Consider the following 19,568-nt stretch of genomic DNA (forward strand, 5'->3'; position numbering starts at 1 on the left):
CTGCTCTTTGTCGTTTCGCGCCAGACATAGCTGGAAGTTTCCGAACATATGAGCGAGATTTTGGTCATCACGTTGGAGAAAAAGTCACATGATCGCCCCGCGCCGCTTTCTGCCGTCAATCTCGTCCCTGCAGGCGCTTGAGGCGGTGGATCGGCTGGGCACCGCCACGGCGGCCGCGCAGGAACTGTCGCTGACCCATTCCGCGGTCAGCCGGCAGTTGAAGGCGCTGGAAGACCAGATCGGCGTCGCGCTGTTCCGGCGCGAAGGCAAGGGGCTGGCGCTGACGCAATCGGGCACGGCCTATGCCCAGTCGGTGCGCGGGTTCCTGAACGATCTGGCGCGGGCCAGCCTGAAGGTGCGCGCCTCGGGCGAACGCAGCAGCCTGAACCTTGGCATCCTGCCGGCGTTCGGAACGCACTGGCTGACGCCACGGTTGCGCGCCTTTGCCGAGGCGCATCCCGAAATCACGGTGAACCTGTCCACCCGGCTGTCGCCCTTCGATTTCAGCCGCGACAAGCTGGATGCCGCCATCCATTTCGGCGCCCGCAACTGGCAAGGGGTCGAATACCTGGAACTGTCCAGTGAGCGGGTGATTCCGGCCTGCGCGCCGCAACTGGTGCCACAGGGCCCCGTTTCGCAACAGGAGCTGCTGGCCTTGCCGCTGCTGCACCTGGAAAGCCGCCCCGGCGCCTGGGAGGAATGGTTCACCCGCAACGGCTGCCCCGGCGCGCGGCTGCGCGGGATGCTGTTCGACCAGTTCGCCCAGATGGCCGAGGCCGCGGCCCTGGGCTTTGGCGTGGCGCTGCTGCCCGATTTTCTGGCCGAGGCCGAATTCCGGCGTGGCCGGCTGGTGCCGGCCTTTGCCCGTTATGCCGCGGCCGAGGGCACCTATTTTCTGGTCTGGCCCCGGCTGCGCGACCCCGGCCGCCCCTTGCAGGCGCTGATCCGCTGGTTGCAGGCGCAGGGTTAGGGGCGCAGTTCCAGACCGCCCATCCCCACCAGATGTGCAATGATCTGGTCAATACCCTGACCGCGCCGCAGGTTGGCCAGCACATAGGGCCGCGCGCCGCGCGCCCTGCGGGTGTCGCTTTCCAGAAGCGCAAGGTCCACGCCCACATGCGGGGCAAGGTCGGTCTTGTTCACCACCAGCAGGTCGGATTTCACCAGTCCCGGCCCCTTCTTGCGCGGAATGTCCTGCCCGGCTGCGGTGTCGATCACATAGATCGTCAGGTCGGCCAGTTCGGGGCTGAAGGTGGCCGCCAGATTGTCGCCGCCGCTTTCGATCAGGATCAGGTCAAGATCAGGATGCGCGCGGCTCAGGTCGGCCACGGCGGCCAGGTTGATGCTGGCATCCTCGCGAATGGCGGTATGCGGGCAGCCGCCGGTTTCCACGCCCCTGATGCGGTCCTGCGGCAGAACCTGCGCCCGCATCAGATATTCGGCATCCTCGCGGGTGTAGATGTCATTGGTGATGACGGCCATCGACAGCCGCGATGCCAGCGTGCGCGCCAGTTGTTCGGTCAGCGTGGTCTTGCCCGCACCCACCGGGCCGCCGATGCCCACGCGAAGCGGGCCATTTGGGGAAGCGGTCATGTGCGGAAAATCCTTGTCTCCAGCGTTTCATGCGCCATCGCGGCCAGATCGGCGCCGGGGGTAAAGGACCAAAGGTCGGCTTCCCCCGCTGCGGCCGCGGCCTGCGCGGTTTCGGCGATCACCGGCGCCAGCGCGGCCAGCACCCGCTGGCCTTCGGTCTGGCCCAAGGGCAGGAACCGCACGGCCACCGAAACCAGTTGCGCCGCCACGGCCTGCAGGAACAGGGCCAGCACTTCCTCCTCGGGCAGGTCCATGTCTTGCGTCGCCGCGCCAACGGCCAGCGGATAGGGCAAGGCCGGGTCTTTTGGCCTTGTCAGAGACTGAAAGGCCCGCCCAAGCTCGGCCGTTTCGATGGCGCGTTCGGCAGAAGGAAGCCAGGCGTCGAACAGATCGGCCAGCGCGGCAAGGTCGGCCCCGGGGCGGCGGGCCATCGACAGGAAGATGGCATCCGTCCGGGCCGAACCATGGGTCAGAACAGCGGCGATCCAGTCCTGCAAATCACCGGCATCGGCCACGCGCCCATCGGCAATGGCGGTTTCCAGCCCCTGCGAATGGGCGAAGGCACCAATGGGAAAGGCGGGTGACAGGATCTGCACCAGCCGCAGCCGGGCGGCAATTGCGTCTCTAACCATGCGGAAACCCGTGCGGGGCGTGGTCATGTCCCAGCGTGCGGCCATGGCCATAGGCCCCGCCTTCCGGGTGGAAGGGCGCAATGACATGGGCCAGCCTTGCCCCCAGTTGCGCCAGCATCGCCTCAAGCACATGGTCCTGCCGGATCACCAGATGATCCTTGGCCACCTGACACGGCGTGTGCCGGTTGCCGATGTGCCAGGCCAGCCGCGCCAGATTTTCCCCGCGCACCTGCACCACCGGCTCATCCGCCGCGACAACCCTGATCCGCTGGCCATCGTCGGTTTCTAGCGCATCGCCGGCTTCAAGGCTGGTGGTGGCGGCCAGATCGACCATCACGCCCGCGCCCCCTTCGCACAGCAGGCGCTTGCGGCGCAAAAAGCGTTCATCATAGCTCAGCCGCACCGTATCGGCGGTGGGGCCAGACCATGTGCCGGCGCGCAGCACGGTGCGGGCGGGAAGCGGGAAAGCCATCGCCCCCTCAGAACAGGAAATAGCGCTGCGCCAGCGGCAGCTCGGTTGCCGGGGCGCAGGTCAGCAATTCGCCATCGGCACGCACCTCATAGGTTTCGGTATGCACCTCGATCTGCGGCATGGCGCTGTTCAGCACCATGTCGGCTTTGCCGATGTTGCGCGTGCCCTGCACCGCGACGGTTTCCTTGGCCAGCCCCAACTGCCCGCGCAAGCCGTCTGCCTGTGCCGCGGCCGAAACGAACAGCACCGCCCCCCGCTCGACAGCCCGGCCAAAGGCCCCGAACATCGGCCGCGAATACACCGGCTGCGGCGTGGGGATGCTGGCATTGGTATCGCCCATCTGCGCCATGGCGATGCTGCCGCCCACCAGCACCATCTCGGGCTTGGCCCCGAAGAAGGCGGGCGACCAGATCACCAGATCGGCGCGCTTGCCCACTTCGATTGATCCGATCTCGCGGCTCATCCCCTGCGCGATGGCCGGGTTGATGGTGTATTTCGCCACATAGCGCCGGGCGCGGATATTGTCGTTGTCGCCCGTCTCCGCGGCCAGCCGCCCGCGCTGCTGCTTCATCTTGTGGGCGGTCTGCCAGGTGCGGGTGATCACCTCGCCCACCCGGCCCATGGCCTGACTGTCCGAGGAAATGATCGAGAACGCCCCCATGTCGTGCAGGATGTCTTCCGCCGCGATGGTCTCGCGCCGGATGCGGCTTTCGGCAAAGGACACGTCTTCCTGCACCCGCCGGTCCAGGTGGTGGCAGACCATCAGCATGTCCAGATGCTCTTCGATGGTGTTCACCGTGTAGGGCATCGTCGGGTTGGTCGAACTGGGAATCACATTCGGCGCCGAGACCACCTTGATGATGTCGGGCGCATGGCCGCCGCCCGCGCCTTCCGTGTGGAAGGCGTGGATGGTGCGGCCCCGAATGGCGGCCAAGGTGTTTTCGACAAAGCCCGACTCGTTCAGCGTGTCGGTGTGGATCATCACCTGCACGTCCATGTCATCGGCCACCGACAGGCAGCAGTCGATGGCGGCGGGCGTGGTGCCCCAGTCTTCATGCAGCTTCAGCGCGCAGGCGCCGCCCTTCACCATTTCGACCAGCGCCTCGGGCCGGCTGGCATTGCCCTTGCCCGAAAGGCCGAAGTTGATGGGGAAGGCATCCAGCGCCTGCAGCATCCGCCCCAGATGCCACGGCCCCGGCGTGCAGGTGGTGGCCAGCGTGCCATGCGCCGGGCCGGTGCCGCCGCCCAGCATGGTGGTGATGCCGGAATGCAGCGCGTCCTCGACCTGCCCCGGCGCGATGAAGTGGATATGGGCGTCCATCCCCCCGGCGGTGACGATCCGCCCCTCGCCCGCGATGATCTCGGTCCCCGGCCCGATGATGATGGTCACGCCGGGCTGGGTATCGGGGTTGCCCGCCTTGCCGATGCCGGCGATGCGGCCGTCGCGCAACCCGATGTCGGCCTTGTAGATGCCGGAATGGTCAAGGATCAGCGCATTGGTGATGACGGTATCCACCGCCCCCCCGGCGCGGCTGATCTGGCTTTGTCCCATCCCGTCACGGATGACCTTGCCACCGCCGAACTTCACCTCCTCGCCATAGGTGGTGAAGTCGCGCTCCACCTCGATGATCAGGTCGGTGTCGCCAAGGCGAACCCTGTCGCCGGTGGTGGGGCCGAACATCAGGGCATAATCTGCGCGGGAAATAGTGTGTGCCATCACGCTATCCTTCGGATTGTTTCTTACTTTTGACGCCTGTCCGACGCGGACGCAAACAAATTAGACTCATTGAAAGGTATCGGTTTGAAAATGAAAGCAAAACATGATTTGGCAAGATATTGCCTATTCTTGTATGATCTTGATTTTGTTTTGAAAAATTTTTGATCAACGCGTGTAAATTGTCACGCAACTTGTTGGATTTATTTGCGGAGCATAAGTTTTTCAATCTGACGCTCGAAAGTTGAAAATCAAAGTCATTATCAGAAATAGCTTCGTAGCCGCCTTATTCTGCGTATTTGATGGATTGGTCATCCACTGGAATTGGCGCTCTAAGGAAAGGCTAACCTGCATGTCGCACACGGAACTTGTCCTGACTCTGCTGAGTACTGCAATCACTGCATTCATAGCTTTAGGCCGCTATCGGGGCTGGTTTTGAAGTGTGAAACATTGTCAGAGATCCCCCATCACCTGGGCATTGAAGCCGAACACGCGGCGGGCGCCGCCAAGCGGCACCAGCCGCACCTCGCGGGTCTGGCCCGGCTCGAACCGGACGGCGGTTCCGGCCGGGATGTCCAGCCGCTGCCCGCGAGCAGCCGCCCGGTCGAAGGACAGCCCCGGGTTGGTTTCGGCAAAGTGGTAATGGCTGCCCACCTGCACCGGCCGGTCGCCGGTGTTTGCCACCCGCAGCACGGTGACCGGGGCGCCGGCGTTCAATTCGATGTCGCCGGGCGCTGTCAGGAATTCTCCGGGAATCATGACAACCTCTCAGCGGATGGGGTGGTGGACGGTGACCAGCTTGGTCCCGTCGGGAAACGTCGCCTCGACCTGCACCGAATGAATCATCTCGGGCACGCCCTGCATACACTGGCTGGCGGTGATGACATGGGCGCCGGCCTCCATCAGATCGGCCACGCTGCGGCCGTCACGCGCGCCTTCCACGACGAAATCGGTGATCAGGGCAATCGCTTCGGGGTGGTTCAGCTTCACGCCACGGGCCAGCCGGTTGCGCGCCACCATGGCGGCCAGGCTGACCAGCAGCTTTTCCTTTTCGCGCGGGGTCAGGTTCATGTGGTCAGTCCTTGCATCTGCCATGTTCTTGGCAGGGGGGCTACGGTCAGCCGGGCGGCGATGCGGCCCAGCCATTGCTTCAGCGGCCAGCCGTCGGGGGCCAGCGCCCGGGCGATGCAGCGGCCGTTCCAGCCGGTGACGGCGGCCTGCACCCCCGGCGGCACGGGCAGGGCACGCAGGGCATCCACCGCCGCCTCGGCCCCCGCACCGCAGAAGGCCACCACGGCAAAGGCGACATTGCCGGCCAGCAGCGCGGGCCTGTCACCCATGGCCAGAACGCCGGCATCCAGCCGCTGCGCCTCGATCCACAGCGGGCGGCCGGCCAGCGTGACATGGCGGCGGTCGAACAGGCGGGCGCGGCGCGGCGCCTCGCCCATGGCGCGGCGGCCCAGCACCACGCTTTCGGCCAGCACCACGCTGGCGCCGGGGGCAAGGGCAATCTCGGTCTGCCGGTCCAGACGGCTGTCTTCGAACAGGATGGTTTCCTGTGGCAGCCACACCAGCCGCCCGCCCGCGCCGACCTGCGCTACCACCTCAATCCGCGCGGCCCCGTCGCGCGCCAGATAGGCCCGTTCCGCGGTTTGCGTGGTGGCCGTGGCCGTCACCCCGTCGCCCAGCCGCATCGAATAACCCAGCCGGTCGCCCGAAGTCAGCCCGCCCGAGGTATTGAGGAACACCGCCTCGGGTGCCCCGGCCACATTGGGCAACAGCACCTTGGCTGACCCGGCCTGCGCCAGATCGGTCAGAACCGCCCGCCCGTCCCGCAGGGCGAAACCCACACGCGCAAGGCCGCGCGACCGTTCAAGGGCGAGGACGGGTTCCTGAATCATCCGTCCAGTCTGCCGTGGTCTGCACGGCAGGGTATCCTGCGCCGGATGCGCAGGAGCGCACGGCAATGGTCAGACGGGTCCGCCGCACAAGCTGTGTGCGGTTTGCCTGAAAACCGGGCGAAACGAAAAGATCAGAAGGTGATGTCCGGCAGGCTGTCGAAGGCCCCCTTCAAGGCATCGCCCCAGCCCTTCGAAATGGTCTGGAAATAGGGGTCTTCGGCCCTGATCCGCCGCTCCATCCCGCGTCTCAGACTGTCGCGTTCATAGATGTGCAGATCCAGCGGCAGCCCGACCGAGAGGTTGGCCTTGATGGTGGAATCGAAGCTGACCAGCAGCAGTTTCACGGCGGCCTCGAAGCTCATGCTCGGATCGAAGGCCCGAACCAGGATCGGGCGGCCATACTTGGTTTCGCCGATCTGCAGGAAGGGCGTGTCATCGCTGGCCTCGATGAAGTTGCCTTCCGGGTAGATCAGGAACAGACGCGGTTCGCTGCCCTTGACCTGCCCGCCCAGAATGATGGTGGCGTTGAAGGCGGAATCCGCCCGCATCCCGCCGCCGGCCCGTTCCGCTATGATGTCAACCAGCAGTTGCCCGACATGCCGCGCGATCTGGTACATGGACGGCAGGCCCAGGATTGACGGCGTGCGGTCCCCCGGTGCCTTCATCCGTTCGTCGATGGTGGAAACCACCGCCTGCGTGGTGGCCAGGTTTCCGGCCGTCATCAGGGTAACAACCGTATCGCCGCCATCGGTCCAGGTGAACATCTTGCGGAAGGTCGAGATATTGTCGACGCCCGCGTTGGTGCGGGTGTCCGACATGAACACCAGCCCCCGGTTCATCTTGAGGCCAACGCAATAGGTCATCGCACGCTCTTACTGCTGCATCTGTTCCACTTCGAGCGCCACCGACAACCGTTCGTCGGCGCGACCGAAGCGGGTGCCAGTTACAGGCGCGGCCTCGGCATAGTCCAGCCCCGTCGCGATGCGGACATAGGCGGCATCGGGGCATTTGTTATGGGTCGGGTCAAAGCCGACCCAGCCCAGATCGGGCAGGTGAACTTCGGCCCAGGCATGGGTTGCTTCCTGCACCACCCGGTCGGGCATCATCAGATAGCCCGAGACATAGCGCGACGGCAGGCCCATCAGCCGGGCCGCCGTCACGAAGACATGCGCCAGATCCTGACAGACGCCATGACCGGCGGCCAGCGTATCCTCGGCCGTCCAGCCCACATGGCTGATGCCGGTTTCATAGCGCACCGCTTCATGGATCGCGGCCATAAGGGCGTGCGACCGCTCCAGTGCCGTGCCCGGTGTGATCTGGCCAACCAGCTTGCGGCTTGCGGTGCCGGGGCGGGTCAGCGCGGTCTGGCGCAGGAACATCCACAACGGCATGAAACCGCCCTGCACCCCCACGACGCCGGCCGTATCGCTCACCTCGACCTCGCCCTCGCTGACCACGGCGATCTGCCGGGTGCCGGGTTCGAAGCTGACCAGATCCACCCGGTTGCGGTGGGCGTCATCGAAGGACAGTTCCTTTTTACCGCCGGTGATGGTGGTCTGCCAGGCCAGCACCGTCTGGGTGGCGCCGTTCTTTGGCGTCAGCCGCAACTGTTGCAGCGCATAGGGCACCGGCTCGTCATAGTCATAGGTCGTGGTGTGGGTGATCCGCAGGCGCATGGGCATCACTCGTAAAACCGGAAGTCAATTTCACACTGGCGGCCGATCATGCCCAGCTCATACAGGAATTCCTGAATGAACTCGTGCAGGCCGGTGTCGAAGATCGCCTCGATAGGCTGCGACAGCCGGTTTTCGATCAGCGTCTGGGCCAGCGCCAGCGTGGCAGAGCGGGCGCCGTAATCGGCCGCCAGATAGCGCAGGTTGTCGGCGATCTTGTCCACGCAGAAGGCAAGGCTGCGCGGCATCCGCCGGTCAAGGATCAGGAACTGCGCAATTTCCAGCGGTCGCACCGTCTGGCCATGGGTCATGCGGAACCCGCCCTCGGCGCTGACAGACCGCAGCAGCGATTCCCACTGCACATTGTCCAGCGACGACCCCACCGACAGGGCCGAGGGCAGCAGGACATAGTATTTCACATCCAGCAGCCGCGCCGTGTTGTCGGCGCGTTCGATGAAGCTGCCGATCCGGGCGAAGTTGTAGATCTCGTTGCGCAGCATGGTGCCGGCCATGGCGCCCCGGACATGGGCGCTGCGATGGCGGATGCGGGTCAGCACTTCCGGCAGGTCGCGTTCGGGCACCCGGCGGGCCAGCGCCTCTTTCAGAAGCATCCAGCTTTCGTTGACGCTTTCCCAGACCTCGCGCGTCAGGGCGGTGCGCACCAGACGGGCGTTGTTGCGCGCCGATTCCACCACCGACAGCACCGACGAAGGGTTGTCCCGGTCGCGCAGCAGCCAGTCGATGGCGTTTTCCTTGGTCACCGCCGGGTATTTGGCCAGATAGCTGTCAAGGCTTGAGGCCGTCATCAGCACGCTTTGCCATTCGTCGTCCGACCGGCTGCGCGTCAACGCGATGCGCTGCCCGGCTTCAACCAGCCGCGCGGTGTTCTCGCTCCGCTCAAGATAGCGGAACATCCAGTACAGCCCGCCTGCCGTCTTGCCCAACATCGTCATTCGTCCAGCACCCAGGTGTCCTTGGTGCCCCCGCCTTGCGACGAATTCACCACCAGAGACCCTTTCTTCAACGCCACCCGCGTCAGCCCGCCGGGCGTGATCGTCACCCCCTCGGGCGAGACCAGAACATAAGGCCGCAAATCCACATGGCGTGGCGACAGGCCCGAATTGGTAAAGATCGGCACGGTGGACAGCGCCAGCGTCGGCTGGGCTATATAGTTGCCGGGCTTCGCCTCAAGTTTGGCACGGAATTCCGCGATCTCGCGCTTGCTGGCGGTGGGGCCAACCAGCATTCCATAGCCGCCAGACCCGTGCACTTCCTTGACCACCAGTTCCGGCAGATGGGCCAGAACGTATTTCAGTGCCTCGGCGTCGTTGCAGCGCCAGGTGGGCACGTTCTGCAGCAGCGCCTTTTCGCCGGTGTAGAACTCCACGATCTCGGGCATGTAGCTGTAGATCGCCTTGTCGTCGGCAATGCCGGTGCCCGGCGCATTGGCAATGGTGATGCCGCCGGCGCGATAGACATCGAAGATGCCCGGAATACCCAGCGTGCTGTCGGCGCGAAAGTTCAGCGGGTCCAGGAAATCGTCGTCGACCCGGCGATACAGCACGTCGATCGGCTTGTAGCCCTGCGTCGTGCGCATCGCCACCTTGCCATCGACAACCCGCAGGTCATGCCCCTCGACCAGCTCGACCCCCATCTTGTCGGCCAGGAAGCTGTGTTCGTAATAGGCGCTGTTATAGAGGCCGGGCGTCAGCACCGCGACAACAGGCTCCTCCGCCGAATTGGCCGGTGCGCAGGCCGAAAGGCTGCGCCGCAACGCTTGCGGATAGTTCGACACCGGCTGCACGCGGTTCTTGGCGAACAGCTCGGGGAACATCTGCAGCATGGTCTCGCGGTTTTCCAGCATGTAGCTGACACCGCTGGGCGTGCGGGCATTGTCTTCCAGCACGAAGAATTCGTTTTCGGCCGTCCGCACGATGTCGATGCCGACGATATGGGTATAAACCCCGCCCGGCGGCGTGACCCCCACCATCTGGGGCAGGAAGGCCGCGTTCTTCTCGATCATCTCGACCGGAATCCGCCCGGCGCGCAGGATTTCCTGCCGGTGGTAGATGTCGTAAAGGAAGGCGTTTATCGCCCGCACCCGCTGTTCGATGCCGCGGCTCAGCCGGCTCCATTCGCGGCCGCTGATGATGCGGGGAATGATGTCGAAGGGGATCAGCCGCTCGGCCGCCTCGGCCCGGCCATAGACGTTGAAGGTGATGCCGGTCAGCCGGAAGATTTCCTCGGCTTCGCGCTGCTTTCGTCGCAGGCGCGCGGCGTCCTCTTCCTTCATCCAGCCATCGAAGGCGGCGTAGGGCGACCGCAGCACCCCATCCCGCCCATGCATCTCGTCAAAGATCACCGTGTCACTCATGTTCGCAAGTCTGTGATGCCATCGGCCGATTTGGCAAGCACCTGCTTGCGCCGGACGGCATTTCCCTGTGCATCTGCCCTTGAAACAGGCAGGCTTGGCGTCCCTGCGGTTGTTCCTGCGGGCGCATCATCACCCCAGACCGGAATGATGCCGTCCGCACGGCCCCTGGGGCCCCTTGGCCGTGCGGGGCCACGGGCCGTTTCACAAAGAGTTCAGCGCCATTTTCCCGCAGTCTGGCGGGCCGCATTGCCTGCGGGCGCGGTGACAGATACCTTGACGGGCAGGCCGATCCAAGGAGACGACTGCCGATGCCCCGCCGCTTGACCCTGACCGCCGCTTTGGCCGCCGGTCTTCTGGCTGTAACGGTTCCGCCCGGCCTTGCGCAGGATCAGGTGCAGGATGGCGATCCTGGCGCCTATCTGGCCGCCCGCAACGCCGAGGCGAACGGAGATTTCCGCGCCGCGGCCGCCTGGTATGCCCGCGCGGCTCTGTCCGACCCCGACAATCCGGCCGTGCTGGATGGCGCGATGTTCGCCAATCTCAGCCTTGGCAAGATTGATCTTGCGGCGCAGGTCGCGGCCAAGCTGCGCGAAGCCGGCATCGAAAGCCCGGTCGCCGACATGGCGCTGCTGGCGGATGAGGCGATGCGCGAGGATTACACCGCCATCACCAAGGCCGCAGAGGCGGGCCGCAGTGTCGGCCCGCTGCTGGATGAACTGGTTCTGGCCTGGGCCAAGCTGGGCGAAGGCCGCATGGCCGATGCGCTGGCCGATTTCGACAAGGTGGCCGCCGACAAGCGGTTTCAGGCTTTCGGCCTGTATCACAAGGCGCTTGCCCTTGCGCAGGCCGGCGATTTCGAAGGGGCCGATGCCATTCTGTCGGGCCAGACCGCCGGGCCGCTGAACCTGAACCGGCGCGGGGTGCTGGCGCGGGTGCAGATCCTCAGCCAGCTTGAGCGTAACCCCGATGCGCTGGCCCTGCTTGAACGCGCCTTCGGAACCGAGCCAGAACCCTTTCTTGACAGCCTGCGCGCGCGGCTGAAGGCGGGTGAGCCGATCCCGTTCGACATTGCCCGTACCGCCCGCGACGGCATTGCCGAAGTGTTCTTCTCGGTCGCAACCGTGCTGAACGCCGAATCCGACCCGATCTACACCCTGCTGCACAGCCGTATTGCCAGCGTCCTGCGCCCCGATCATGCCGAAGCCCTGCTTCTGACGGCGGCCATGCTGGAAAACGTCGATCAGTTCGATCTGGCGGTTGATGTCTATGCCAGCTTTGCGCCCGATGATCCCAATTACTACAGCGCCGAAATCGGCCGCGCCGATGCGCTGTATTCGGCCGGCAAGAAGGATGCCGCTATCGAGGCGTTGCAGGTTCTGGCCCGCAGCCATGGCAAGATCATTCTGGTGCAAAGCGCCCTGGCCGATCTGCTGCGCCGCGAAGAGCGCTGGGCCGAGGCGATCCCCGTCTATGATGCCGCCATCGCCCTGATCCCCGAGGTCAAGCCCGGCCACTGGCCGCTGTTCTTCAGCCGGGGTGTCTGCGAGGAAAGCCTTAAAAACTATGACAAGGCCGAGGCCGATTTCCGCAAGGCGCTGGAGCTGAACCCGAACCAGCCGCAGGTGCTGAACTATCTGGGTTACAGCTTCGTTGACCGGGGCAAGAACCTGGATGAAGCGCTTTCGATGATCGAACGCGCGGTGAAGGCGCAGCCCGATCAGGGCTATATCATCGACAGTCTGGCCTGGGCCTATTTCCGGCTTGGCCGCTATCAGGATGCGCTGGAGCCAATGGAAAAGGCATCGCTTCTGGAACCCGTCGATCCGGTGGTGACCGATCACCTGGGGGATGTCTACTGGGCCGTCGGCCGCAAGCGTGAAGCCGAATTCCAGTGGCACCGCGCGCTGTCCTTTGGCCCGACCGAAAAGGATGCCGACCGTATCCGCCGCAAGATCGACAAGGGGCTGGATGCCGTGCTTGCCGAAGAAGGCGCCCCCCCGTTGTCCGAGGTCAAAGCCGCGAAGAATGGCAACTGAGACCGAATTCGCGCCGGCCAAGGTGAACCTGACGCTGCATGTCACCGGGCGGCGGCAGGATGGCTATCACCTGCTGGACAGTCTGGTGGTGTTTGCCGGCGTGGGCGACCGTGTTTCCGTCACCACGGGCGAAGGCTTTTCGGTCACCGGGCCGCAGGCCGCGCTTCTGCCCCCCAGTGATGACAACCTTTGCCTGCGCGCCGCCCGTGCCATGGGCGGCGGCGTGGCGATCACGCTGGACAAGGTGCTGCCCGTGGCGTCGGGCATTGGCGGCGGGTCGGCGGATGCGGCGGCCACCCTGCGCGCGCTGGCCCGGATGGGGCGGCCGCTGCCCGATGCCGAAACCGTGCTGAAGCTGGGGGCCGATGTGCCGGTCTGCCTGTCCGGCCATGCGGTGCGGATGACCGGCGTGGGCGAGGGGCTGGCCCCTGTTTCCGTGCCGCCCGGCTGGATGGTGCTGGTGAACCCCGGCGTCGCGGTTTCAACTCCGTCGGTGTTCCGGGCGCTTGACCGGCGGGAAAACCCGCCCATGCCCACCCCCCTGCCGCCCTTGCCGGATATGGCCGCGCTGGTGGCCTTTGTCGCCAGCCAGCGCAACGATCTTGAGGCTCCGGCCATCGCGCTGGCCCCGGTGATCGCCGATGTGAAGGCGGCTCTTGCCGCGCAGGACGGGTGTCTGCTGGCCCGCATGTCGGGTTCGGGCGCCACCTGCTTTGGCCTGTTCGCCGGTCAGGCGTCTGCCGAAGCCGCCGCCCGCGCCATCAGGGCCGCGCAGCCCGGCTGGTGGGCCGCCGCGGCGCCGATGCTGGGCTGACCGCGCTCAGGCGATCCGCGCCACCACATATTGCGCCAGATCGGCCAGAATATCGCGCAGCGGGTTTTCCGGCAGAACCTTCAGCGCGTCCTGCGCCCGGCGCGACCAGTCCAGCGCGGCCGTGCGCGCGGCGTCCATCGCGCCGTGGCGGGCCATGATCGCCATCGCCCGCTCAAGATCGCCCTCGTTCTGCTGGCCCTTCTCGATCACGCGAACCCAGAACGCCCGTTCTTCCGCATCGGCCTTGGCCACGGCCTTGATCACCGGCAGCGTCAGCTTGCGTTCGCGGAAATCGTCGCCGGTGTTCTTGCCGATCACCGCCGAAGACCCGCCGTAATCCAGCAGGTCATCGGCAATCTGGAAGGCAATCCCCAGCGCATCGCCATAGGTGAACAGCGCCTGCACCTGATCTTCCGGCGCACCCGCCAGCACCGCGCCAGACTCGGTCGCCGCGCTGAACAGCGCGGCGGTCTTGCCGCGAATGACCTTCAGGTAGATATCCTCGGTCGTCGCCAGATCCTGCGCGGCGGTCAGTTGCAGCACCTCGCCCTCGGCAATCACCGCGCTGGCATTGGCCAGAATGTCCAGCACCCGCAGGCTGCCCGGTTCCACCATCAACTGGAAGGCGCGGGCAAACAGGTAGTCGCCCACCAGAACGCTGGATTTGTTGTCCCACAGCAGGTTGGCGGTCGGCCGGCCACGGCGGCGCTGGCTTTCGTCCACCACATCGTCATGCAGCAAGGTTGCGGTGTGGATGAATTCCACCGTTGCCGCCAGCTTGCGGTGATCGGTGCCCGCATAGCCGCAGATCCGGGCCGCGGCCAGCGTCAGCATCGGCCGCAACCGCTTGCCGCCCGCCTCGATCAGATGCGCCGTGACCTCGGGAATACGGGGGGCATGTTCGCTCGACATCCGCTCGCGGATCAGCAGGTTCACCGCGGCCATATCCTCGGCCAGCGCCAGCGCCAGCCGGTCCTGCGGGCCATCCTTCGGCTTGTCGACCGCCCCGTCCATGTTCATCCCTGCCCCCGCCGCCCTTGCCCGGCCGGGCCGGCGCGATTAACCCTTGGTCATGAAGGAACTGTTGCGCACGACCGACCCGACCGTGATTGCCTTTGCCCAGGCCCTTCTTCAGGGCGAGGGTATAGCGGCCTTCGCCATGGACGTCCACATGAGCATCCTTGACGGCAGCTTGGGCATCCTGCCGCAGCGCCTGATGGTGGCGGATCGTGATCTGTTCCTGGCCCGCGCCATCTGCCGCGACAACGGATTGACGCCAAGCCCATGATCTTCAACGACGCCGATCTGACCGACGACAAGTTTCTTTGCGGGCGTCTGCGCCTGCTGCAACCGGCGCGCGGCTACCGGGCGGCCACCGATGCCGTGCTTCTGGCCGCCGCCTGTCCGGCCGAACCCGGCGACACGGTGCTGGATCTGGGCTGCGGGGCGGGGGCCGCGTCGCTGTGTCTGGCTGCGCGGGTGCCGGACCTCGTGCTGACCGGGCTTGAGATGCAGCCTGACTATGCCGATCTTGCCCGCCGTAACGCGGCCCGCAACGGCATGGCGATGGAGGTGGTCGAAGGCGACGTGGCGCAGGTGCCGCCTGCGCTGCGGCGGCCGTTTTCGCAGGTGATCGCCAACCCGCCCTGGTATCCGCCCGGGGGCACGCCGTCGCCCCGGCCGGGCCGCGCCACCGCCTTGCAGGTCACGCTGCCGCTGTCGGTCTGGGTGCAGGCCGCGGCGCAGCGCCTGCACCCCGGCGGCTGGCTGACGCTGATCGCGGGCGCCGACAGCCTGCCTGATCTGCTGGCCGCGCTTGCGCCCAAACTGGGCTCGGCGGCGGTGCTGCCGCTGCAACCCCGCGAAGGCCGGGCCGCCCCCCGCATCCTGCTGCGGGCCCGCAAGGGCGGCAAAGCCCCCTTCCGCCTGTTGCCCCCGCTGATTCTGCACACCGGCCCCGCCCATGACGGCGACCGAGAGAGCTATACCCCGCAAGCCAACGCCATCCTGCGCGATGGCGCCCCTTTGCTGACTGCGTTCCATTGAACTTGGCGTGAAATGCTGACGCAGGTTGTCGCAATTTGGGTGACAAGGCCGGGCTTTGGTGGTGGACTGGTGTCATCAGGGTGACATCAAAAGGAGGATGAACATGACGATCGCTTCGCATCTGGCGGAACTCCGCAAGAAGCACGAATCGCTTTCGGACATGGTTGCCGCAGCCCAGCGCAGCCCCGGATCGGATGACCTCCAGATTGCCGAATGGAAGAAACAGAAGCTGAAGCTGAAGGAAGAAATTGCCCGGCTGACCGAACAGGAACAGCAGCACTGATCCGCGTCAGGGCGCGCGGCGCGCGGCCAGGGCGGCCCCCCCGGCAATCAGGATCGCGGCCAGACCGATGGTCCATGTCGCGGGGGTGATCCCGGCCACCACCAGCGCCAGCGTCGACAAAAGCGGAGCAGCATAGGAGGCGACACCCAGCAACTGGATGTCGCCTTTTTTCATGCCCACATCCCAGGTGAAGAAAGCCGCCCCCACCGGGCCGATGCCCAGCGCCAGAACCGAAACCCAGCCCACGGCGCCCACCGGCCAGACCGTCTGTTCCAGCAGAAGATGCGCCGGAACAGACAGGGCCGCGGTCGCCAGACAGAACACCGTCACGCTTTCGGTCGGCACCTCGCCCAGACGCCGCGACAGCACCGAATAGGCAGCCCAGGTCAGCGCGCAGCCAAAGGCCAGTATCAGGCCAGGAACCGAAGCGGCGCTTTCACCGCCCCGTGCCAGCACGATCAGCGCCGCGCCGGCAAAGGCGACCAGCGCCCCCAGCACATGCCAGGCTGTCAGCCGTTCCCCCGGCAACAGGCCCGAAAGCAGCACGATGAACAGCGGCCAGAGATAGGCGATCAGCCCGGTTTCGGCACTGGGGGCAAGGCGGAAGGCCGTGAAATACAGGAAGTGATAGCCGAACAGCCCCGCCGTTCCGAAGGCATAAACCTTCCACGATACCGTGCGCAGCACCCCCAGGCCCTTGCGCGCCGTCCAGATCAGGCCGATCACGCCGCCAATGCCAAAGCACAGCGCGTTCAGCAGGAACGGCGGCACCGGCGCAGACCCGATGGTCAGCAGCGCCAGCAGCGCCCACATCAGGATTGCCGTGAAACCGATTGCCGTGGCGCGCTGGCGTGTCATGCAGACAAATTCCTTCGAAGGAATTTGCAAAAATCTTCGAAGATTTTTGCTTCCGCGCTGTCCTTAGCGGCTCACCCGCAAAAGCGAAAGGCCCGGCGGGTGATGCCGGGCCTTCCCATCCGTCGTCCGCTCTCAGACGAAGAACTGACCGCCGTTTGCCGAAATCGTCGATCCGGTGATGAAGCCGGCATCGTCGCTGGCCAGGAACACCACGCAGCGCGCAATCTCTTCCGGTTCGCCCAGACGGCCGACCGGAATTTGCGGGATGATCCGCTCGGCCAGCACCTTTTCGTCAATGGCCTTCACCATTTCGGTGCCAATATAGCCGGGGCAGATCGCGTTCACGGTAATGCCGGCGCGGGCGCCTTCCTGGGCCAGCGCCTTGGTAAAGCCCAGGTCGCCCGACTTGGCGGCGGAATAGTTGGCCTGCCCCGCCTGCCCCTTCTGGCCGTTGATCGAGCTGATGTTGATCACCCGGCCGAACTTGCGGTCGCGCATCCCCGACCACAGCGGATGGGTCATGTTGAACAGGCCGGTCAGGTTGGTGTCGATCACCTCTTTCCACTGGCCGGGCGTCATCTTGTGGAACATCGCATCGCGGGTGATGCCGGCATTGTTGACCAGCACATCCACCGGGCCAAGGTCGGCTTCGACCTTCGCGATGCCCGCGGCGCAGGCGTCATAATCGGCAACCGACCACTTGTAAGTCGGAATTCCGGTCTCGGCGGTAAAGGCCTTCGCGGCCTCATCATTGCCCGCGTAGTTGGCGGCCACCTTGTAGCCCGCCGCCTTCAGCGCGACCGAAATCGCCGCCCCGATGCCACGCGACCCCCCCGTGACCAGTGCAACCTTTGCCATGATTCCTCCTCCAAGGACACTTACCGGAAATCCTGTTACCGAAACTGATATGGATGCGCAACTTTATTGCGCATCCATTTTCTGCTTTGCAGCGTCAGGCGACGGTCAACCCCGTTCCAGGCACATGGCCACGCCCATGCCGCCGCCGATGCACAGCGTTGCCAGGCCCTTCTTCGCCCCGCGGCGGCCCATTTCATGGATCAGCGTGTTCAGGATGCGCGCCCCGCTGGCGCCGATCGGGTGGCCGATGGCAATGGCGCCGCCGTTCACGTTCACGATGGACGGATCCCAGCCCATGTCCTTGTTCACCGCGCAGGCCTGGGCGGCAAAGGCTTCGTTCGCCTCGACCAGATCAAGGTCGGCCACCTTCCAGCCCGCCTTGTCCAGCGCCTTGCGGCTGGCATAGATCGGGCCGACGCCCATGATCGACGGGTCAAGTCCGGCGGTGGCATAGCTGGCGATGCGGGCCAGCACCTTCAGCCCACGTTTTGATGCCTCTTCTTCCGACATAAGCAGCACGGCCGCTGCACCATCATTGATGCCGCTGGCGTTCGCCGCGGTGACGGTGCCTTCCTTGGTAAAGGCCGGGCGCAGCTTCTGCATACTGTCCAGCGTGGCGCCGTGGCGGATGTATTCATCCGCGTCCACCACGATGTCGCCCTTGCGGGTCTTTACCGTGAAGGGAAGGATTTCATCCTTGAATTTGCCAGCCTTTTGCGCGGCTTCGGCCTTGTTCTGGCTGGCCAGTGCGAATTCGTCCTGCATCTCGCGGCTGATCTGCCACTGGCTGGCCACGTTTTCCGCCGTGATGCCCATGTGATAGCCGTTGAAGGCATCCCACAGACCATCCTTGATCATCGAGTCGATGAAGTTGAGATCGCCCATCTTCTGCCCGGCCCGCAGATGCGCGACATGGGGCGACAGGCTCATGCTTTCCTGCCCGCCGGCGACCACGATCCGCGCGTCGCCCAGTTGCACATGCTGCGCCCCCAGCGCCACCGCCCGCAGGCCGGAGCCGCAGACCTGGTTCAGCGACCAGGCGCTGGCTTCCTTGGCCAGACCCGCCTTGATTGCCGCCTGACGCGCCGGGTTCTGGCCCTGGCCGGCGGTCAGCACCTGGCCCAGGATGGTTTCCTCGACTTCGGCTTTCTCGATCCCCGCGCGGGCCACCACGCCTTCAATCACGGTGGCGCCCAGGTCATGCGCGGGCGTGTTGGCGAAAGCGCCGTTGAAGCTGCCAACGGCGGTACGGCCCGCCGAAACGATTACGACATTGGTCATGTGATCCCTCTCCCGAAGACCGGCGCGGTGCGCGTCACCTTCGCCTCTGGAGGCAAAGATCACAGCCGCAACAAACTTGCGCAAGCAGAATGCGCAGCCTGCGGGAACCTTCGCCGTCACCCGCCGCTGCGGCCATGGCGAAACCGGCTGAAGTCGGGGTTCACCTCGGGGGGACCGAACAGATAGCCTTGCAGACAGCCCACGCCCACATCGCACAACCACCCCGCCTCGGCCGGGGTTTCCACGGATTCGGCAACCAGGAACATGCCGAACTCCCGTGCCAGCGCGGCAGCCGCGCGCACGATTCTCTGGCTGGTTTCGGAACAGTCGATCCCGCGGATGAACTGGCCGTCGATCTTGGCGATCTCGAATCCGAAGGCCTGCAGCAGCGGCAACGAGGTGGCGCCGGCGCCAAAGTCATCCAGCGTGAAGGCAATGCCCTCCGCCCGCAGATCGGCCATGAAGGGGATCAGCACATCCGGCATCTGCATGGCGCTGGCCTCGCCAATCTCAAGGATCAGCCCACGGCCAAGGTCTGGCGATTGTCCCAGTGCGCGGCGCAGCATCTGTGTCCAGGGTTTGTATCCCACCGACCGTGCCGACATGTTCACCGCGATGCGGATGCCGGGGTTGCGCTGCAGCACCTGCAAGCCGAGTTGCAGCGCCGCCACGTCGATTTCACGGCCCAGTTCCTGCGTTTCCGCCACCGCCATGAAATCGCGGGCCGGGATCACCCGATCTTTTGGGTCCAGCAGGCGGATGTAACCTTCATAGAACCCGATGATCGACGGATCGGCGGCATAGACGGCGGGCTGGAACGCCAGCCGCATCCGCCGCAGCATCAGGGCGTTGCGCACCATGGACAGCGTTTCACGTTCCACGGCCGAAACGGCCACAGCCAGAGGTGAGGCCAGTTCGGCATCCACATCTGCAGCAGGGCGTTTCGACCCACGCCCCGCATTACGCTGAAAGCTCATCCCCTGATCCTGTGCCGTGCTTGTCCTGGCTGACAGGCTGCGCGGACAAGGGTAAA

At 65.3% G+C, this 19,568-nt stretch carries 22 protein-coding genes; 6 read left to right on the forward strand and 16 right to left on the reverse strand.

Annotated features, from left to right (window positions below; genetic code table 11):
- Nucleotides 1-88 precede the first annotated feature (88 nt).
- A complete protein-coding gene (locus C5F44_RS01485) occupies nucleotides 89-970 on the forward strand; it encodes a LysR substrate-binding domain-containing protein (protein ID WP_107671715.1) in 882 nt (293 codons plus the stop codon).
- Here the strand turns inward: C5F44_RS01485 and ureG are convergent.
- The 11 genes from ureG to C5F44_RS01540 form a co-directional block, all read right to left on the reverse strand.
- Nucleotides 967-1,593, reverse strand: coding sequence for an urease accessory protein UreG (ureG, locus tag C5F44_RS01490; RefSeq protein WP_107671716.1), 627 nt, complete (start codon nucleotides 1,591-1,593; stop codon nucleotides 967-969). The genes C5F44_RS01485 and ureG overlap by 4 nt on opposite strands.
- On the reverse strand, nucleotides 1,590-2,225 hold the full coding sequence (locus C5F44_RS01495) for an urease accessory protein UreF (protein ID WP_328588442.1): 636 nt from the start codon (nucleotides 2,223-2,225) through the stop codon (nucleotides 1,590-1,592). The genes ureG and C5F44_RS01495 overlap by 4 nt, the downstream gene beginning before the upstream one ends.
- Entirely contained in the window at nucleotides 2,218-2,697 is a 480-nt protein-coding gene (locus C5F44_RS01500) for an urease accessory protein UreE (RefSeq protein ID WP_107671718.1), read from the reverse strand. The genes C5F44_RS01495 and C5F44_RS01500 overlap by 8 nt, the downstream gene beginning before the upstream one ends.
- 7 nt (nucleotides 2,698-2,704) lie before the next feature.
- A complete protein-coding gene (gene ureC, locus C5F44_RS01505; RefSeq protein WP_107671719.1) occupies nucleotides 2,705-4,414 on the reverse strand; it encodes an urease subunit alpha in 1,710 nt (569 codons plus the stop codon).
- A gap of 450 nt (nucleotides 4,415-4,864) precedes the next feature.
- Nucleotides 4,865-5,170 carry an urease subunit beta gene (locus C5F44_RS01510; protein ID WP_107671720.1) on the reverse strand — a complete coding sequence of 102 codons (306 nt, stop codon included), beginning with the start codon at nucleotides 5,168-5,170 and terminating at the stop codon, nucleotides 4,865-4,867.
- A gap of 9 nt (nucleotides 5,171-5,179) precedes the next feature.
- A complete protein-coding gene (locus tag C5F44_RS01515) occupies nucleotides 5,180-5,482 on the reverse strand; it encodes an urease subunit gamma (protein WP_107671721.1) in 303 nt (100 codons plus the stop codon).
- The gene (locus C5F44_RS01520) at nucleotides 5,479-6,312 is read right to left on the reverse strand and encodes an urease accessory protein UreD (protein WP_107671722.1); all 834 of its coding nucleotides are present in this window, start codon (nucleotides 6,310-6,312) and stop codon (nucleotides 5,479-5,481) included. Before C5F44_RS01520 ends, C5F44_RS01515 begins: the two co-directional genes overlap by 4 nt.
- A gap of 131 nt (nucleotides 6,313-6,443) precedes the next feature.
- Nucleotides 6,444-7,175 carry a proteasome-type protease gene (locus C5F44_RS01525; protein ID WP_107671723.1) on the reverse strand — a complete coding sequence of 244 codons (732 nt, stop codon included), beginning with the start codon at nucleotides 7,173-7,175 and terminating at the stop codon, nucleotides 6,444-6,446.
- Between the two features lie 9 nt (nucleotides 7,176-7,184).
- Nucleotides 7,185-7,994 (reverse strand): transglutaminase family protein, encoded by an 810-nt coding sequence (locus C5F44_RS01530; RefSeq protein WP_328588434.1) that lies wholly within the window; start codon nucleotides 7,992-7,994, stop codon nucleotides 7,185-7,187.
- On the reverse strand, nucleotides 7,994-8,932 hold the full coding sequence (locus C5F44_RS01535; RefSeq protein WP_107671841.1) for an alpha-E domain-containing protein: 939 nt from the start codon (nucleotides 8,930-8,932) through the stop codon (nucleotides 7,994-7,996). Before C5F44_RS01535 ends, C5F44_RS01530 begins: the two co-directional genes overlap by 1 nt.
- A gap of 2 nt (nucleotides 8,933-8,934) precedes the next feature.
- Entirely contained in the window at nucleotides 8,935-10,359 is a 1,425-nt protein-coding gene (locus tag C5F44_RS01540; protein WP_107671724.1) for a circularly permuted type 2 ATP-grasp protein, read from the reverse strand.
- Nucleotides 10,360-10,667: 308 nt separating this feature from the next.
- Here C5F44_RS01540 and C5F44_RS01545 point away from each other — a divergent pair, with 308 nt between their 5' ends.
- Nucleotides 10,668-12,395, forward strand: a complete 1,728-nt coding sequence (locus tag C5F44_RS01545) for a tetratricopeptide repeat protein (RefSeq protein ID WP_107671725.1) — start codon at nucleotides 10,668-10,670, stop codon at nucleotides 12,393-12,395.
- A complete protein-coding gene (locus C5F44_RS01550) occupies nucleotides 12,385-13,209 on the forward strand; it encodes a 4-(cytidine 5'-diphospho)-2-C-methyl-D-erythritol kinase (protein ID WP_107671726.1) in 825 nt (274 codons plus the stop codon). Before C5F44_RS01545 ends, C5F44_RS01550 begins: the two co-directional genes overlap by 11 nt.
- Nucleotides 13,210-13,215: 6 nt before the next feature.
- Here C5F44_RS01550 and C5F44_RS01555 read toward each other — a convergent pair whose 3' ends face one another.
- On the reverse strand, nucleotides 13,216-14,229 hold the full coding sequence (locus tag C5F44_RS01555) for a polyprenyl synthetase family protein (protein ID WP_412917515.1): 1,014 nt from the start codon (nucleotides 14,227-14,229) through the stop codon (nucleotides 13,216-13,218).
- A 52-nt stretch (nucleotides 14,230-14,281) separates the two neighbouring features.
- On the opposite strand from C5F44_RS01555, the gene C5F44_RS01560 reads away from it, so the two are divergent.
- From C5F44_RS01560 to C5F44_RS01570, 3 genes are all read left to right on the forward strand, one after another.
- Complete coding sequence (locus C5F44_RS01560) at nucleotides 14,282-14,497, forward strand: putative signal transducing protein (protein ID WP_107671727.1); 216 nt, start codon at nucleotides 14,282-14,284, stop codon at nucleotides 14,495-14,497.
- The gene (locus tag C5F44_RS01565; protein WP_107671843.1) at nucleotides 14,497-15,255 is read left to right on the forward strand and encodes a tRNA1(Val) (adenine(37)-N6)-methyltransferase; all 759 of its coding nucleotides are present in this window, start codon (nucleotides 14,497-14,499) and stop codon (nucleotides 15,253-15,255) included. Before C5F44_RS01560 ends, C5F44_RS01565 begins: the two co-directional genes overlap by 1 nt.
- A gap of 103 nt (nucleotides 15,256-15,358) precedes the next feature.
- Nucleotides 15,359-15,538 (forward strand): YdcH family protein, encoded by a 180-nt coding sequence (locus C5F44_RS01570; protein ID WP_107671844.1) that lies wholly within the window; start codon nucleotides 15,359-15,361, stop codon nucleotides 15,536-15,538.
- Nucleotides 15,539-15,544: 6 nt separating this feature from the next.
- Here C5F44_RS01570 and yddG read toward each other — a convergent pair whose 3' ends face one another.
- The 4 genes from yddG to C5F44_RS01590 all read right to left on the reverse strand — a co-directional run bounded on the left by yddG (nucleotide 15,545) and on the right by C5F44_RS01590 (nucleotide 19,512).
- Complete coding sequence (yddG, locus tag C5F44_RS01575) at nucleotides 15,545-16,396, reverse strand: aromatic amino acid exporter YddG (protein WP_107671728.1); 852 nt, start codon at nucleotides 16,394-16,396, stop codon at nucleotides 15,545-15,547.
- 132 nt (nucleotides 16,397-16,528) lie between these two features.
- Nucleotides 16,529-17,254, reverse strand: coding sequence for a beta-ketoacyl-ACP reductase (phbB, locus tag C5F44_RS01580; RefSeq protein WP_107671729.1), 726 nt, complete (start codon nucleotides 17,252-17,254; stop codon nucleotides 16,529-16,531).
- 105 nt (nucleotides 17,255-17,359) lie between these two features.
- A complete protein-coding gene (locus tag C5F44_RS01585) occupies nucleotides 17,360-18,535 on the reverse strand; it encodes an acetyl-CoA C-acetyltransferase (protein WP_107671730.1) in 1,176 nt (391 codons plus the stop codon).
- Between the two features lie 116 nt (nucleotides 18,536-18,651).
- Nucleotides 18,652-19,512 (reverse strand): EAL domain-containing protein, encoded by an 861-nt coding sequence (locus C5F44_RS01590; protein WP_107671731.1) that lies wholly within the window; start codon nucleotides 19,510-19,512, stop codon nucleotides 18,652-18,654.
- Nucleotides 19,513-19,568: the final 56 nt, after the last annotated feature.

This window comes from Fuscovulum blasticum DSM 2131, assembly GCF_003034965.1.
Lineage (GTDB): Bacteria > Pseudomonadota > Alphaproteobacteria > Rhodobacterales > Rhodobacteraceae > Pseudogemmobacter > Pseudogemmobacter blasticus.